Annotated in this window: 11 protein-coding genes; 4 read left to right on the top strand and 7 right to left on the bottom strand. The window is 37.5% G+C overall.

All coding sequences use genetic code 11. From position 1 onward, the window contains the following. Positions 1-160 precede the first annotated feature (160 nt). The gene (hmpA, locus tag DK861_RS08685) at positions 161-1,360 is read left to right on the top strand and encodes an NO-inducible flavohemoprotein (RefSeq protein ID WP_109399848.1); all 1,200 of its coding nucleotides are present in this window, start codon (positions 161-163) and stop codon (positions 1,358-1,360) included. A 94-nt stretch (positions 1,361-1,454) separates the two neighbouring features. On the opposite strand, the gene DK861_RS08680 is transcribed toward hmpA, so the two are convergent. From DK861_RS08680 to purL, 7 genes are all read right to left on the bottom strand, one after another. Then, a complete protein-coding gene (locus DK861_RS08680; RefSeq protein WP_109399847.1) occupies positions 1,455-2,102 on the bottom strand; it encodes a hypothetical protein in 648 nt (215 codons plus the stop codon). Positions 2,103-2,362: 260 nt separating this feature from the next. Continuing rightward, positions 2,363-2,701 (bottom strand): nitrogen regulatory protein P-II, encoded by a 339-nt coding sequence (gene glnB, locus DK861_RS08675; protein ID WP_006533462.1) that lies wholly within the window; start codon positions 2,699-2,701, stop codon positions 2,363-2,365. Between the two features lie 15 nt (positions 2,702-2,716). After that, the gene (locus DK861_RS08670; protein ID WP_109399846.1) at positions 2,717-4,333 is read right to left on the bottom strand and encodes an NAD+ synthase; all 1,617 of its coding nucleotides are present in this window, start codon (positions 4,331-4,333) and stop codon (positions 2,717-2,719) included. A gap of 73 nt (positions 4,334-4,406) precedes the next feature. After that, the gene (glrR, locus tag DK861_RS08665) at positions 4,407-5,744 is read right to left on the bottom strand and encodes a two-component system response regulator GlrR (protein ID WP_072063249.1); all 1,338 of its coding nucleotides are present in this window, start codon (positions 5,742-5,744) and stop codon (positions 4,407-4,409) included. An 11-nt stretch (positions 5,745-5,755) separates the two neighbouring features. Further along, entirely contained in the window at positions 5,756-6,811 is a 1,056-nt protein-coding gene (gene qseG / locus DK861_RS08660) for a two-component system QseEF-associated lipoprotein QseG (protein WP_239452155.1), read from the bottom strand. Further along, positions 6,811-8,259 carry a HAMP domain-containing sensor histidine kinase gene (locus DK861_RS08655; RefSeq protein ID WP_072063251.1) on the bottom strand — a complete coding sequence of 483 codons (1,449 nt, stop codon included), beginning with the start codon at positions 8,257-8,259 and terminating at the stop codon, positions 6,811-6,813. The genes qseG and DK861_RS08655 overlap by 1 nt, the downstream gene beginning before the upstream one ends. A gap of 691 nt (positions 8,260-8,950) precedes the next feature. Then, on the bottom strand, positions 8,951-12,841 hold the full coding sequence (gene purL, locus DK861_RS08650; RefSeq protein ID WP_109399845.1) for a phosphoribosylformylglycinamidine synthase: 3,891 nt from the start codon (positions 12,839-12,841) through the stop codon (positions 8,951-8,953). A gap of 264 nt (positions 12,842-13,105) precedes the next feature. Between purL and mltF the strand changes: the two genes are divergently transcribed. From mltF to DK861_RS08635, 3 genes are all read left to right on the top strand, one after another. Continuing rightward, on the top strand, positions 13,106-14,566 hold the full coding sequence (gene mltF / locus DK861_RS08645) for a membrane-bound lytic murein transglycosylase MltF (protein ID WP_006533474.1): 1,461 nt from the start codon (positions 13,106-13,108) through the stop codon (positions 14,564-14,566). An 807-nt stretch (positions 14,567-15,373) separates the two neighbouring features. Next, positions 15,374-15,922: a fimbrial protein gene (locus DK861_RS08640; RefSeq protein WP_006533475.1), complete on the top strand. Its 549-nt coding sequence runs from the start codon at positions 15,374-15,376 to the stop codon at positions 15,920-15,922. A 174-nt stretch (positions 15,923-16,096) separates the two neighbouring features. Further along, complete coding sequence (locus DK861_RS08635; RefSeq protein ID WP_109399844.1) at positions 16,097-18,583, top strand: fimbria/pilus outer membrane usher protein; 2,487 nt, start codon at positions 16,097-16,099, stop codon at positions 18,581-18,583. Positions 18,584-18,612: the final 29 nt, after the last annotated feature.

Raw genomic sequence — 18,612 nt, 5'->3', positions numbered from 1 at the left:
CGCCTTATTTTGCAAACACCCCGCATCATTCTCTAAGAATTGAGATTTTTTGTTAAAAAATAAAAACAGAGATTTACAAAATAATCAAAAAGAGATAAGTTGCATATAAAATACAATTTATAAATATTCACAATAAACTGAAAAATTTTCAGGAGCAATTATGTTAGATGCACAAACTATCGCGTCAATTAAATCAACAATTCCTCTCATTGCTAAAACAGGCCCAGCATTAACCGCCCATTTTTATGATCGAATGTTTTCTCGTCATCCAGAGTTAAAAGATATTTTCACCATGAGTCATCAAAGCAGTGGCGCACAACGTGAAGCCTTATTTAATGCGATATGCGCTTATGCAACGAACATTGAAAATTTAACTACCATTTTGCCTGCCGTTGAAAAAATCGCACAAAAACACGCTAGTTTAAACATTCTTCCTGAACACTATCCTATCGTCGGTGAAAATTTATTAGCAACCATTGATGAGATGTTTAGCCCCGGACAAGAAGTGCTAGATGCTTGGGGAGCGGCTTATCAAGTATTGGCAGATGTCTTTATCAAACGCGAAGAGCAAATTTATCAACAAAAAGAACAAACAAATGGAGGTTGGAGAGGATTACGAAACTTTAAAGTTAAACATAAAGTAAAACAAAGTGATGTCATTACCAGCTTTGAATTAGCTCCTGAAGACGGCCTTGATATTACACCTTATCAAGCTGGACAATATTTAAGTCTTTATATCCGTGATGAACGCCTTGAAAACCAAGAAATACGTCAATATTCATTAACTCAATCTTCAAATAATAAAACATACCGCATCGCAGTCAAACGCGAAGAGAAAGGTATTTTATCGAATTTTCTTCATGACCATATTCAAGAAGGGGATATTTTACAAGTCGCCGCACCAGGGGGCGATTTCTATTTAGATGTGTCACCAACAACGCCAGTAACCTTAATTTCAGCAGGTGTGGGCTTAACACCAATGCTGTCAATGTTACACACACTTTCAACTCATCAAGCAAATATTAATTGGTTACATGCGGCTGAACACGGTGGTGTTCATGCTTTTAAAGATGAAGTTAATCAAGTCGGCAATCAGCTTTCACACTATCAACAAGCAATATGGTATCGCACACCACGTGCTGAAGACGTGCAAAATAAAGATTATCAATTCAAAGGATTAATGATATTAAAACAAGTTGAAGATTGGTTAGCTATTCCTGATATGCATTTCTATTTTTGTGGTCCATTACCTTTTATGCAATCTGTTGCTAAGCAGCTTATTGAACTGGGTATTAATAGCGAAAAACTTCATTATGAATGTTTTGGTCCGCATGCCGTTATTACGCAAGATTTGCAGTAAAAATACCTTCATTAACATTCAATTTTAAATTAAATAAAAAAGCGCTGATAGCATTATATTTATCAGCGCTTTTTTAGGTTATTTCACTACTTTTTTATGATCGATATTTATTTTCCATCGCTGCGGGAATTACATGCTCTTTAGCAGAAAAACCGTACCAAATAACACTAATTAAACAGAGTGTATAACCAAATAACTCACTTCCCTCTTCTACCATGTTTTTGACGGCACGGTTGTAATCTTCACCTAATAATTTATGCCAAAGTATTCCCATGCCAAATAAACGAGAAAACAATAAAATACATAACAGGCCAGCAACTAACATTCCATGGCTTGGATGAGTAATAAAATGAAATAAGCCTTTTAATGTTTTCTTGCCTTCTCTAATTGCAATGGCAATAGAAACAAATGCTACCGTTAGAGCAAACCAAACCCAAGATCCGTGTGCAATCTGATCAAATACACCATCTAATTCACGAATTAAAATACACAAGAAAAACCCCATAATAAGCGTGAATGCTCCCCGTTGTTCACTTTTTTGGCACACTTTAACAAAAAAGAATAAGCAAATAATAGCAACGATAATTTCTTGGGCTAATTCAGTTACCGACGTTTCAGAAATACCATTATCAAAAACCAAAATATCAAGAAAAATAAATCCCGTAGTGATAGCGATTAATACTGCTGCACATAAAAATAAAGCGAGACGCTTTAATAAATAATTAAACACTATTTTGCCCATACCTTAATAATTTTTAATATTGATGATAATAACTTTACTTAAAAGTTATTGAATAACATTTTGTGCCTTAAAATTCACAAAAAATAGTAAAATAAATTGCTCTATATCATCAATAGACTTGTATAAGATATAAATAGCATTATAGGCAAAACATTAAAAAATTAATTATGTACAAGAAAAAGAAAAAGCCCGATATCTTGATTAAAAATATCGGGCTTAAATAAAAATGAATAATAAATTATTTGGCTTAAGTTAATTAATTAAATAGCCTCTTCGTCTTGCTCGCCAGTACGAATACGAATAACACGATTCACATCAAAAACAAAAATCTTACCGTCACCAATTTTACCTGTTTGTGCTGTTGTCATGATTGTATCTACACAGGTTTCAACAATTTCATCAGAGACAACAATTTCAATCTTCACTTTAGGTAAAAAATCGACCATGTATTCGGCACCGCGGTAAAGCTCTGTATGCCCTTTTTGGCGACCAAAGCCTTTCACTTCTGTTACGGTCATTCCCGTGATACCCACTTCGCCCAGTGCTTCTCTTACATCATCTAATTTAAACGGCTTAATTATCGCTTCAATTTTTTTCATCGTATTATCCTGCTATTACCAGTTGTGGCGACCAAAACCGCTTGTAATTGGGTATCTGCGATCTTTACCAAAATTACGACTTGTAATACGTGGCCCGACAGGGGCTTGACGTCGCTTATATTCATTAATATCGACTAATTTTATCACTTTACGGACTGTTGCTTCATCAAATCCTGCTGCAACTAAGTCAGATACAGATTTATCTTGCTCAACATAGCCTTCAAGAATAGCATCCAGAATGTCATAAGGAGGTAAATTATCTTGGTCTGTTTGTCCTGGTGCAAGTTCTGCTGATGGTGGTCTATCAATAACACGCTGAGGAATAGCTGGTGAAAGTGTATTTCGATATTTAGAAAGCTCAAAAACTAACGTTTTAGGGACATCTTTTAATACATCAAACCCCCCCGCCATATCACCATACAATGTAGAATATCCCACTGCTGATTCACTTTTATTGCTTGTAGTTAACACTAAACGACGGCGTTTATTCGACATTGCCATCAAAATAACAGCACGACAACGTGCTTGTAGATTTTCTTCTGTGGTATCTGCGGCAGTATCTTTAAACATAGGAGCAAGCTGAGCCATAAAAGCATCAAACATCGGTTCAATAGAAACAGTATCAAACTCAACGCCTAATAAATCTGCTTGTTCTTTCGCGTCATGAATACTCATTTCTGAAGTATAACGGAATGGCATCATAACGGCCTGAACACTCTCTTTGCCTAAAGCATCAGCTGCGATAGCAACCGTTAATCCAGAGTCAATACCACCAGATAAGCCTAGAATTGCCCCTTTAAAGCCATTTTTAATTACATAATCACGCGTTGCAAGTACTAACGCTTGATAAACTTGTGCTAAAGGTGAAAGTTCCGGAGCAGGATCTACCATCGGAATAATATTCAACTCGTCGAATTCAACGATAGTGGTTTGTTCATCAAATGCAGCTAAACGATGGGTAATAGCACCGCGCTCATCAAATACTTTTGAACAACCATCAAATACCAACTCATCTTGACCACCAATTTGGTTAAGATAAATCACGGGGAGGTGTGTTCTTTGGCAATGTTCTTTAATTAGCTGTGTACGTACATGAGGTTTTTCACGGTTATAAGGTGATGCATTAATAGATAAAACAAGATCAGCACCCGCTTGTTTTAATGCATCAATAGGTTCATTGATCCAAATATCCTCACAGATTAACAAACCTAAGTGGTAACCCTTAAATGGTACCACACAGCGCTCATTTCCTTGTTGGAAATAACGCTTCTCATCAAACACACCATAATTAGGTAATTGTTGTTTGAAATAACGCGTTTGTAATTCACCTTTATAGAAAAATGAAAGTGCGTTGTAAATTTTGCCGTTTTGCCACCAAGGATGTCCAACAACAATCGCCGTTTTTTTACTTGCTTGTTCTAAACGCGTAAGTTGTGTTTCACAACGCTGTTGGAAATCAGGACGAAATAGCAGATCTTCAGGAGAGTAACCACATAAAGCCAACTCAGAGAACATGACCAAATCAGCCTCTTCTTGTGCTTTAATGGTAGATAACATGCGTTCGCAGTTACCTTCAATATCGCCAACAACCCAATTAAGTTGAGCCATGGCGAGTTTTAGTTTACGACTCATAAAAATTAGTCTCTCCGCTATCTTCCGCATAAAAGGAAAATTAGTTTAAAAATATATTCGTTATCTGAAAAGGTTATTCCTTAAAATCATTCGCATCTAGCTCATGACGAGATAACAATTTATAAAACTCTGTTCGATTGCGTCCAGCCATACGCGCCGCTTGAGTCACATTGCCTTTTGTCATTTGCAAAAGTTTTCTCAAATAGGTCATTTCAAAATGTCCTCTAGCTTCTGCAAATGTCGGCAGTGCCGTATTTTCACCTTGTAATGCCTGTGTGACAAGCGCTTCACTAATCACTGGTGCTGTTGTTAACGCAACACATTGCTCAATAACGTTAACCAATTGACGCACATTACCCGGCCAACTTGCTGTCATTAAGCATTTCATCGCATCGGTTGAAAAACTTCGAACAAAAGGCTTATGGCGTTTAGCCGATTCACGTAGTAGATGATTTGCAAGAACAGGAATATCTTCTGCTCTCTCACTTAATGTCGGTATACGTAAGTTAACCACATTTAAACGATAGAATAGATCTTCACGAAATTCATTACGTTCCATCGCTTTAGGTAAATCACGATGCGTTGCAGAAAGAATACGTACATCAATATCAATATCGCGATTACTGCCTAATGGACGAACTTTTCGCTCTTGTAAAACACGTAATAACTTAACTTGCAATGCCATTGGCATATCGCCAATTTCATCTAAAAATAATGTGCCGCCTTCAGCTGCCTGAAATAGACCTTCACGACTACTCACCGCTCCTGTAAAAGCGCCTTTCGCATGGCCAAATAATTCAGACTCTAGAAGTTGCTCAGGTAAGGCGCCACAGTTAATGGCAATAAAAGGTTTTTTCGCTCTAGGACTGGCACGATGAATAGCTTGAGCAAGTACTTCTTTACCTGTACCACTTTGGCCATTAATAAGTACACTGACATCAGATTGTGCAACTAACTTTGCTTGCTCTAATAAACGTAGCATTTGCGGGCTACGTGTCACAATATCTTTTGACCACTCTTCATCTGAAACAATAGTCACAAGCTCAAGTGCTTCATCAATCGCTTTATAAAGTGCGTCTCTATCAACGGGTTTAGTTAAAAAACTAAATACACCTTGCTGCGTTGCAGCCACTGCGTCAGGAATAGAGCCATGAGCGGTAAGAATGATAACAGGCATACCTGGTTGCTGGCGTTGTATTTCAGCAAACAGCGCCATACCATCCATTTCATCCATTCGGAGGTCACTAATAACAAGATCTATTTTTTCTTTTAAGAGAAGTTTTAGTGCTTCTTGTCCACTTTCAGCGGTGAAGATATGAAAACCTTCACTTGTTAATCGCATGCCAAGTAACTTTAATAACCCAGGATCGTCATCGACAAGTAAAAGATTTGCTGATTTATGGCCAGCCATGCACATTCTCCTTATTTAGAACCTGCTTCAGTCGGTTTTGAGCTTTGCGTGTCAGTATCAGTTTTGACTGGTTCTGATTTTACCGCCTCAGATTTCGTTGATTCGGCTTTCGTAGATTCTGGTTTTGAAGGCTCTGGTTTAACCGCTGTGGCAGAAGGTTGTTTTTCCTCACCCTTTGGCTTATCTGTTATCGATTGTGTCGAAACAGGTTTTTCAGTCGTTTTTTCAACAACAGTTTTTTCAGTGGTAGTTTTCTCTGCATTCACTTTTTCTGTTTCCGCAGATGTTGCAGTCGCGCTCTCAGCTAAATCTTCATTTTGCGATAACGAATCAACAGAACCACTCTGTTTTCTATTCGATAACTGTCGTTCAATTTGGGTAAGGCTCTCAAGCTTTTTCAGCGTGACACTCAGTTCATGTTGTAACGCATTATTCTCTTTTCTTAGCGCATCAATTCTATTATCTGTATCTGTAGTTAAACGACGATAGCGATTCTTTTCTTCAGCTAAAGAGAGAATGAGTGTTTGGTTCTCAATCCATATCGATAATAGAACCCGCATAGAACTCGGAAATTGTAATTTATAACTTTCTAATAACACTAATTGTGTTCGACGTTCGGCAATCGTCATTCCAGCACGTTCTAATAGAATACTTTTATAAAATGCATCATCCCAACCAGTGACGATAACATTGCTTGCTTGGCGTTGTGCTTCTGTCGTCATTATGCGGTTTGTACATTCAATAACACGTAACCAATAAAGTGCGTTATTAATGCCTTCATCATAAAATGAGCTTAAGGTTTTACATTCAGCCCAACGATAATCAATCGTTTTTTGTTTAACAACGGGAATTTCTTGCTCAGGCTCTAGTGTATTAGTGAGCGACTTTGGTGTACACCCTGAAAGAACCAGTGGAAGCATAATAAACAAGAAACATTGCTTCCAATTTAATGCGATTTTTCTAGTTGATGCAGGGGCCATAAATAACCATTCAATACCAAGCATCTTCTTATTTATTTTTTTATATTTATGATGAGGAGATGCTTGTTTTTGTGACCTGATTTGCATTATTTAATCTCAGAAAGTAGCGGTAATTCAATACGAAAACAGACATCAGCATAGTCAGAAGGAACAACACTTAATTCACCTTCCATTCTTTTGATACAGTCATGAGCAATACTCAAACCTAAACCACTTCCTTTGACTGCCCCTTTACGTAGCAAAGAACCTTGGAAAAAGGGTTCAAAAATCATTTTTTGTTCAGATTCAGGGATCGGTGTTCCTTTATTGGCTATATCAATAACTATTTTCTGTTCAACTTGATAACTAGAGATCCAGATATTACCTGATTCGGCACCATAGTGCACCGCATTCGAATAGAGATTGTCGATAACTCGTGATAATAATGTCGCTTCTGCTCGACATTTTGTCAGATTAAGTGAAATTATCGTTTTAATCTCTTTTGCTCTGGCAGGTAAGCTGTGTGCTAATACCACATCATTCACTAAATGAGTTAAATCTACCTCTTCAATTTGCTGAGGAACCTCAGAAAGTTTACGATTATAATCAAGTAGTTGTTCAATTAATAACTGTAACTGTTTACTACTATTATCAAGAATAGAAACCACTTCTTTTTGATCGAGCGTTAAAGGACCCGCAACTTCATCGGCTAATAATTCTGTACCTTCCCGCATACTAGCAAGTGGCGTTTTTAACTCATGAGAAATATGACGTAAAAACTCATGACGTTGTGATTCAAGCCATGCTAATCGTTCACTTAACCAAATAATGCGTTGAGCTAACGATCGCAGTTCTCGCGGTCCTTGAAAAGAATCCAAATTGTTACTAAGCGTTCGACCTTCACCTAATCGGTTGATCATCTTTTCAATCCCTTTAACAGGACCAATAATCATTCGAGTAAATAGCGCGATGAGGATCAAGCTGAAAACAAAAACGATAAGGCTTTGCCAACCGAAATAGCGTCCTTTCTCAGCAATTGCCATTTGAAGTTGTTCACCGCGACTAAAAATAATCTCTTTGGTTAAGACAACAATACGATTATTGGCATAAGAGAACTGCTCAAGAGCTTGTTGCATCTCTTTCGTAGGCTCACTGCTTTCACACTGAATAGACTTTAGCTTTTCAAGTGAAGAATTAAGCACGTCGGCTTCTTTAGATGAAGAAAGTGGAATTATGGTTTGCTGTAATGTTGAGAAAAGTTTGGTGTATTGCTGATAGCGTTGTTGGTACATATCATCATCAGTCTTATCACGTAAAACACAATAACGACGATAGTTTCCTTCCATCTCAATAGCTAAATTTCGCATAACTTCACTGCGTTCAGTATCGGCCAATGCATTTTTATTAGTAATTGCTGCTTGATTACTTAATTGATCGAGACTTTGATAAGCTTGATAAGCAAGGACAAGTAAAGGTAATAGCACCATCCAAAATGCCATTATCACGAGCTGTCTTAAAGAACGAGGAAAAATACGCCACTTTTTCAATGAAATCATCTCAACACCTATTAGAGTAATGCGATGCTACATGACTTGATAACAAGAAAAAAGTCCGACATTAGGAAAATCAGGCAAGAGAACAAACACAATAGAGGAAATGCGACAGGCTCTAGAAGTGGGAGAGCGGAATATCTTATTGAGATATTCCGCTCGTCAATATTTCATCTCTTTTTTCTCTAAAAGAGAATGAAGGTGGTGCCTCACTCCACGTGTCGCCCTGTGTTTGATAAGGTCCGAAGACGAGTATCATGATGTTGGACGGTAGGCACCTTACTCTGGCGTCATTCCTGGCTTATGTGGTATGTTCCCACCCATTATTGTGGACCGACATAAAAAGTTGAATGAGCAACTGATTTATATAATGCACAAGGCGTGCCAACCTTTTAAAAGATTATTTAACACATTGAAAATTAATAGAAAATAAAAACACCTCTCTGATATTTTATGTATAACTCTTTTTTATCTAGTTATAAAATAACCAAGCTGTCTCCATATCCAGACAGAGTTACCCTAAATTTTATAATTACTTATATTTCAATAACATATATGTCGCCAAAAAGAGACATATAAAATGGTGAATGTCGTCGTTTTTACACAACAATAAATAATTCTTTTATTATCAATGAAATAAAGCCTCTAACAATGTAGAGGCTTTATTTGTTTATCACTAAGACAAGATGACTTTTGATTAATCAAATTGCTTTCTTGCATTACGGAATAATCGCATCCAAGGGCTGTCTTCGCCCCAGTTATCTGGATGCCAAGAATTACTAATTGTTCTAAACACGCGTTCTGGGTGAGGCATCATAATGGTTGAACGACCATCTTTTGTCGTAACAGCAGTGATCCCTTTAACTGAGCCATTAGGGTTTAATGGATATTGTTCTGTTGGATTACCATAGTGATCGACAAAACGTAATCCCACTAAATTTTGAGCTTCTAGTTGTGCTAATTGCTCTGCATCACGGAATTCAGCAAAACCTTCACCATGAGAAACTGCGATAGGCATTTGCGAACCCACCATACCTTGCAGTAATAACGATGGACTTTCTGTCACTTTCACTAAACTAAAACGTGCTTCAAAACGCTCAGAACGATTGCGAACAAAACGAGGCCACAAATCTGCACCCGGAATAAGTTCTGATAATGTTGACATCATCTGGCAACCATTACAGACCCCAAGGGATAAGGTATCTTGGCGTTCAAAGAATTGGGCAAATTCATCACGTAAGCGAGAGTTAAATAAAATAGACTTCGCCCAACCTTCACCCGCGCCTAATACGTCACCGTAAGAGAATCCACCACACGCCACCAGCACATCAAAATCACTAAGTGAACGTCGTGAGGAGTGTAAGTCACTCATATGAATATCGATAGCATCAAAACCCGCTCTGTCAAAAGCAGCCGCCATTTCAACATGAGAGTTGACGCCTTGCTCCCTTAATACCGCAATACGAGGACGGCTTCCTGTTGCAATATAAGGTGCAGCAATATCTTCATTTGGATCAAAGGTTAAATTCACATTTAACCCCGGATCGTTGAGATCTTGTTTTGCTTGATGCTCTTCATCTGCGCACTCAGGGTTATCGCGTAAACGTTGCATTTGCCATGTTGTTTCTGCCCACCAAAGACGCAAGGTACTGCGTTTTTCATTATAAACTTCAGTTTCACGACTTTGGATAATAATGGCGTCATTTTCTGTTGCTTGACCTAAATAGTGTAAACAATCCGATAAGCCATATTCAGCAAATAATGCTTCAACAGCCTCTTGATGTTCAGCACTAATTTGGATCACGCCACCAAGCTCTTCATTAAAGAGTCCAGCTAAAATATCTTCATCATACGCACTGATATCAACATGTAAGCCACAATGGCCTGTGAATGCCATTTCTGCAAGAGTGACAAATAGTCCACCATCAGAACGATCGTGATAGGCCAACAATTTGCGCTCATTAACCAATTGTTGCATCACATTAAAGAACTGTTTTAACTGCTCAACATTACGAAGATCTGCTGCTTTTTGGCCAAGTTGACGATAAACTTGTGCTAGTGCCGTCGCACCTAATGCGTTATGCCCATTTCCCAAATCAATTAGATATAGTCGATTTCCTGCTTGTGTTGATAATTCAGGTGTCACTGTTTTACGCACATCTTCAACACGAGAGAATGCCGTGATAACTAAAGATAATGGTGAAGTAACCTCTTTGGTTTTCCCATCTTTATCTTGCCAACGCGTCTTCATTGACATTGAATCTTTGCCCACAGGAATAGTAATGCCTAACTCTGGACATAACTCTTCACCAATGGCTTTCACTGCATCATATAAACCCGCATCTTCACCAGGATGGCCTGCTGCCGACATCCAGTTAGCCGAAAGTTTAATACGATTAAGCGCTTCCACATCACAACCCGCCATATTTGTTAACGCTTCGCCGACAGCCATACGTGCAGATGCAGCAAAATCTAATAGTGCGATTGGCGCGCGTTCACCGATCGACATTGCCTCACCATAATAGCTATCTAATGTTGCTGTGGTAACAGCACAGTTAGCAACAGGAATTTGCCAAGGACCAACCATTTGATCTCGTGCAACCATACCCGTTACTGAACGGTCACCAATGGTAATTAAGAAGGTTTTTTCAGCAACAGCAGGTAAATGAAGAACACGATATATGGCATCTTTTAAATCAATATCTTTACGATCTAGATACACACCTTCTGTTTTTTGTGATTTCACATCACGTAACATTTTAGGCGCTTTACCTAATAATATGTCCAATGGCATATCAATAGGTTTATTATCAAAGTGTGTATCGTTTAATACTAATTCACGCTCTTGCGTAGCTTCACCAATTACAGCATAAGGTGCTCTCTCACGTTGGCATAACGCATCAAAAAGAGGCATTTTTTCAGGTGATACCGCCAATACATAACGCTCTTGAGATTCATTACACCAGATCTCAAGTGGGCTCATACCCGGTTCATCATTAAGAACATCGCGTAATTCAAAACGACCACCACGCCCCCCATCATTGACTAATTCAGGCATTGCATTCGAAAGGCCACCAGCACCAACGTCATGAATAAATAAGATTGGGTTATCGTCACCTAATTGCCAACAACGGTCGATAACTTCTTGACAACGACGTTCCATTTCTGGGTTATCACGTTGAACAGAAGCAAAATCTAAGTCCGCATCAGATTGACCTGATGTCATAGAAGAAGCTGCACCACCACCAAGGCCAATGTTCATAGATGGTCCACCAAGTACAATCAACTTAGCGCCAACAGTAATTTCACCTTTTTGTACGTGATCTTCACGAATATTACCAATTCCCCCTGCTAACATGATTGGTTTATGGTAACCGCGAATTTCAACGCCATTGTGACTATTAACTTGTTCTTCATAAGTTCTGAAATAGCCTAGTAATGCCGGACGACCAAACTCATTATTAAATGCTGCACCACCTAATGGGCCTTCGGTCATAATATCTAATGCATTAACAATTCGCTCTGGTTTGCCAAAATCTTCTTCCCAAGGCTGTTCAAATCCAGGAATACGTAAATTAGAAACCGAAAATCCAACTAGACCCGCTTTAGGTTTTGCACCACGCCCCGTTGCACCTTCATCTCGAATTTCACCACCAGAACCTGTTGCAGCCCCTGGCCAAGGTGAAATCGCCGTTGGGTGGTTATGTGTTTCCACTTTCATCAAGATATGTACGGGTTCTTGATGATAATGGTAATGCCCTTTCTCAGCATCAGGATAAAAACGCCCTGCCACAGAGCCTTCCATTACAGCAGCATTATCCTTATAAGCAGACATGACATAATCAGGCGTTTGCTCAAACGTATTTTTAATCATTTTAAATAATGATTTATCTTGAGCTTTACCATCAATTATCCAATCTGCATTAAATATTTTGTGGCGACAATGTTCAGAGTTGGCTTGTGCAAACATATAAAGCTCAACATCAGTTGGATTACGTTGTAAGCGGTTAAATGCATCGACTAGGTAATCAACTTCATCATCTGCCAGCGCTAATCCCATTTCGATATTAGCTTTTACCAGTGCATCCTTGCCTCTTGCAAGAACATCAATAGTTTTTAGTGGTGCTGGCGTTTGCTCGGCAAAAAGTGCATTTACATCTTGATAATTTAAGAAAATGGTTTCCATCATTCGATCATGAATAAAACCATAAAGTTGTTGCCACTGAGTGTCTGTCATCGTACCGCATTCAATAAAGTAAGCGATACCACGTTCAATTCGGACAACCTTGGCTAAACCACAATTATGTGCAATATCTGTCGCTTTAGAAGACCAAGGTGAAATTGTTCCTGGGCGAGGCGTAACAACTCGCATTTCCCCAACAGGCTCATGTTCTGTTAATGAAGGCCCATAATGCAGTAGTTGACGTAATTTAATTTGGTCATCTTCAGATAACTGCCCTTCCACTTTCGCGAAATGGACAAATTCCGCGTATATACCTTGTACAGGAAGAGCATTTTCCTGACATAGAGTGAGTAATTTATTAATACGAAACGCGGATAAAGCGGGGGAGCCACGCAGGATTTCCATAGTATTGAGTTCTCTCTTTTAGCAGCTAGCCTGATCAATCATTCAGGGGAAACTCGCCTAGTATAATAGAATAACTGCTCAGACGAAACCGTTTGCGTGAACAAAATAACGGCATTTAACTTAGAGTGTTTTAATGATTAATTGGTGTAATCAAGTTGCGTCTTGCCAATATGTTAAGCAAAATGCTCGATTACTGGAAATTTATCCATGTTAAAATGACGATTTTACACACAACAATAAACAACGTTAACGAGAACCAACCTATTGAATAATATAAGGATAAACTATTTCGTTATCGTTATCATAGCGCTCTTTTCAGCGGCCATTATCGCATTGAATATTACATGGCCAGATAGGCAAAAAGCGCAGATAAATAAGATTTTATCTCGTGGTGAGTTAAGAATTAGTACGATACCTTCACCATTGATAACGATGAACGATAAAAAGGACCCCGTAGGTTTCGATTATGAATTAGTTAAACGCTTTGCAGACTACTTAGGCGTGAAACTTGTCGTTAATATGCGGACAAATATCAACCAAATGTTTGATGATCTGGAGAATAATAAAGCTGATTTTATCGCCGCCGGATTACTTTATAATCAAGAGAGATTAGATAAGACACGCAGTGGCCCTGCTTACTTTTCAGTTTCTCAACAGCTCATTTACCGTAAAGGGACATTAAGGCCACGTAGCTTTGATACGTTAGATGGGCGCCTTGTTGTCACGGCTGGCTCTGCTCATGCAAGTTTATTGCGAACATTAAAAGAGACGCAATATCCCGAGCTTGAATGGGAAGAATCAGATAATCAGACGACCTCACAACTGCTAGAAGCATTATCTGAAGGCAAAATAACCTATGTGTTAGCAGACTCAATCAGTGTTGCAGTACAACAACGCATTCATCCGAATGTTGCCGTAGGGTTTGAAGTCACGGAAAGCCGACCATTAACATGGTATTTGCCGGATAGTGAAGATAACAGCTTATATGCAGCGATGCTTGATTACTTTAATCAATTATCTCAAGAAGATGTGTTAGCAAGGCTTGAAGAAAAGTATTTTGGCCATGTGGGTTCGTTTGATTACTTCGATACTATCTCTTTTATTACGGCGATAGATTCTGTTTTACCAAACTATCAGCCCCTTTTTGAAAAATATGCAGATACTTTCGATTGGCGGTTATTGGCAGCTATGGCATGGCAAGAATCACATTGGGACCCTCATGCTACATCACCAACTGGAGTGAGAGGATTAATGATGTTAACTCGTCCCACGGCATCAAGTATGGGCGTTACTGATAGGCTTGATCCTGAAGAGAGTGTTCGAGGTGGAGCGCAATATCTTAAGCATCTCCTTTCGCGTTTACCAGATTCTATCCCTGAAGATGAAAGAATTTGGTTTGCATTAGCAGCATATAATATAGGATTTGGCCATATGCTTGATGCCAGAAGACTTACTGAGCAACAAAATGCCGATCCTGACAGTTGGCTAGATGTAAAATCAAGATTACCTCTACTTAGCCAAAAGAAATATTATGAAAATCTCCCTTATGGCTATGCCAGAGGGCATGAGGCTTATCGCTATGTTGAAAACATTCGACGATATCAACTCAGCCTTGTTGGTTACCTTCAAGCCAAAGAGAGCAAAAATAAAATATTATCTAAAGATCAAGAGGATGATGAAGAACAAGGAAGCTCACCGTTGACTCAAGATATGGCTTATCAATAATTTTTTGTACTTAAAAACAACCAATTAAACAGCATAGCCTCTTTTATAGAGGCTTATTTATTTCATTTCTCTATTGAAAAATCTTTCCTGTCATAAAGTAATCCCTAAATTAATATTTTCTTAATACTAAGAATTGTTACATTTTTTCAAGTTTTTTTTCCCAAAAATAGGGAAAACTCATGTGTTAAAAAATGTAACACTCATTAGTAAAAACACTCAGACAATGAGTAAATTGTATTTAAAATAACCTAACTAGTCATTTTAAGAGTATCATAATAGGTAAAATATAAGAAAAAATTAACTTAAATACGTAGGAATTATCTCATTAGTTATTATTCATTTTATGATTATTGTTTTGTTAAAAACTTTTTTTTCGTCAAAAATTAACTCAACCACTTCTTTATTAACATCTAACTTATTGAATTATATATATTATGATAATCTATAATTGTTTTTATTAATTTTCTTAACCTAATGTTAAGAACCTTACCTTTTGTAAAGTTAAAATAATGTTAATTATATTGTCTATTAAATTTATCTGCCTGATAAACTTTTTAACCCATAAAGAGAGTAATAAAAATAATAAACCTATACAAAACTCTATTAATATGGAATAGGCGAGATTAAATATGAAAATTGAGGAAATCAACAAAACGTTATATCAAACAGAGCACCTTTATTGATATCATATAAACCAGTCATTATTCGAAACAACTCGAAATATAATGCAAATCAATTTTTATATTCCGACATTAATATTATTTTCTACAAGTAATAATACGCACGATCTTCAAGGGATTATTTATAATGAAACTGAGTAAAATTGCTTTAGCTGCTGCTTTAGTATTTGGTATTAATTCTGTTGCAACTGCTGAAACTCCTGCACCAAAAATTGGCGCAACTAAAGGCGAAATTCAATTAAAAGGTGAAATTGTTAATTCAGCTTGTGGATTAGCCGCTTCTTCAAGCCCTGTTATTGTTGACTTTAGTGAAATCCCAACTTCTGCATTAGCAAATATGCAGAAAGCAGGTAACGTTAAAAAAGATATCGAATTACAAGACTGTGATACTACCGTAGCAAAAACAGCTACTGTTAGCTATACACCAAGCGTTGTTAATGCAACAAATAAAGACTTAGCTTCTTTCGTATCTGGCTCAGCTTCTGGCGCAGGTATCGGTTTAATGGATGCTGGCAGCAAATCAGTAAAATGGAACACAGCAACAACACCTGTACAATTAGTTAATGGCGTTTCTAAAATCCCATTCGTTGCTTACGTTCAAGCTGAATCAGCTGACGCTACTGTAACTCCTGGTGAATTCCAAGCCGTTATCAACTTCCAAGTTGATTATCAGTAATCGTTTTATTTATTTTAATTAATTAAATAATAAATTACTGCATTAACGCAGGGGATTTCCTCTGCGTTAAATTTGATAAAACACTTCAATTTAATAAGAATAAAATAAAAATTAATTAAATAAATATTCATTATTTAATTGGTTTTTATTTTATTAATAATTAGGCGTTTATTCATGTTAATTTCTTTTTTTCACAGCACAATATGGAAAAACATTTGTGCCATTTTGCTATTGTGCTTAACGTTTGTCGCTAAAGCCGAGCAAGATGATTCTGTGGAATTTAACATTCATATGCTAGATGCCGAAGACAGAGATAATGTTGATTTATCTCGTTTTGCAACCTCTAATTACATCATTCCAGGTATCTACTACTTAGATATCCGTATAAACGGCCGTGATTTCCCTCGCCAAAACATTAATTATGTTGAAGTGAAACCCAATTACTCTATCGCTTGTATTGACCCTACTCTTCTAAAAAAATTAACAGTTAACGAAGAAAATCAAAAATTTATCGAAGAAATCTCACCAGATTGTTTCGATATTAGTCAATTACCGGGTATCTCTATCAAAAATGATGGTGGTGTTCTCGATATTGTTATACCTCGCTCACTAATGAAGTATGAAGATACGGATTGGACGCCACCTGAATTGTGGGATCCGGGTGTATCTGGGCTATTAGTTGACTATACCTTAACAGGGACATCGACACGTCCTAATAAAGGTAATAATAACAATTCATTGACAGGATATGGGCAAGCAGGGATTAACCTTGGTGAATGGCGATTACGTGCTGAATATCAAGGAAATTATTCATCTGAATACTCATCAAATAATAGTTTTGATTGGAATCAGATTTACGCATATAAACCATTACCTAACCAAGCAGCAAAATTAACGCTTGGTGAAACTTATTTAAACTCCCAAGTTTTTGATAGTTTTCGTTTTACAGGCGCCAATATACAAAGTGATGAAAGAATGTTGCCCCCGTCTTTGCAAGGTTATGCACCTGAAATTCATGGTATCGCAAACACTAATGCTAAAGTAACGGTAACGCAAAATGGTCGCTTAATTTATGAAACCACCGTACCTGCGGGCCCTTTTGCTATTAAACATTTACAAGATACGGTACAAGGTCAATTAAATGTCAGAGTTGAAGAGCAAAACGGTAAAGTAAACGAATTCCAAGTACAAACAGCCAATCTACCTTATATGACTCGCCCAGGTTCAGTGCGCTATAACACATCAATCGGTCAGTCATCACTCAACAACCATAAAATGCAGGGGCCTGTTTTTTATCAAGGCGATTTTTCATGGGGTATGAACAACACATGGTCACTGTATGGCGGGGTTTTATTAACGGTTAAAGATTACAATGCGTGGTCATTAGGCTTAGGTCACGATATGGGGCGTTTAGGTACCCTTTCAGGTGATATTACTCAATCTTATAGCAAAACCTATGATAATGAGAATATCAACGGGATGTCATTCAAACTGAACTACGCTAAAACATTCGATGAGTACCATAGTACGATTACTTTTGCTGGTTACCGTTTTTCAGAGAAAACATTCCGCTCTTTCTCTCAATATATAGATGAGCGTTATAACAATATTAATAACAATGGTTATGAAAAAGAGATGTATACCATTACAGGTAACAAAACTTTTTGGGCTGATGATATTGAAAAATCGACAACACTTTATCTATCTTATCGACACCAAAACTATTGGGATAAAAATACACAAGAACAATATGGTGTTACGGTAAGTCGCAATTTTTCTATTATGGGTATAGAACAAATTAATACTAACTTATCAGCATTCCGTACTCAGCATAAAGGAAATACTGATGACAGTATTTCTTTCAATATTTCAGTTCCATTAGGAAGTAGCAAAAGCCTTGGTTATAGCTTGCAAGACAGTAACGGAAAGGTGAACCAAATGGCCTCTTATTCTGATAATAGCAATTATAATAATCTATGGCGTATCCGAGCTGGTTTAAGCTCAGATAATAAGGCGAATACTGATGGTTATTATCAATACCGCTCGCAATATGCAGAAATTAATGCCAATGCAAGCTATCAACAAGATAACTATGTTGCTGTAGGTGCAACAGTAAAAGGCGGATTTACAGCTACTCGTCAAGGTGCTGCATTACATAGTAGCAGCATGACATCGAGTACAGCTCGAATGATGGTTGATACAGATGGCGTTGCAGGTGTGCCATTTAATAATCAAAGCACAACAACCAACCTATTTGGTATTGGAGTATTAACTGACTTAACCAGTTATAACAATGTTGATGCTCGTATTGATGTTGATAAAATGGATTCAGATATTGAAACACATAAAGCCATTACTTCTGCAACGTTAACTGAAGGTGCGATTGGCTACTATAAATTTCCTGTTCGACAAGGTGAACGCCTAATGGCTATCTTACGAACTGTCGATCAAGCATACCCACCATTTGGTGCCGAAATTACCAATAAAAACGGTGAAAATATGGGAATGGTAATGGAAGATGGTTTAGTTTATATCGCCGGTGTTAACCTTAATGAATCATTAAACGTGATTTGGGGTGGTAAAACCCAGTGTACGATTACAATTCCAGCCGTAATTAACGATCCACTAAAACGTGAATCATTATTATGTCAGGGATTTTAATGAACAAAATGAATTACTAGAGATAATTG

This window comes from Proteus sp. TJ1640 (genome assembly GCF_003144445.1).
GTDB classification, from domain to species: Bacteria; Pseudomonadota; Gammaproteobacteria; order Enterobacterales; family Enterobacteriaceae; genus Proteus; species Proteus penneri.
This window is presented reverse-complemented; position numbering and strand designations above follow the sequence as displayed.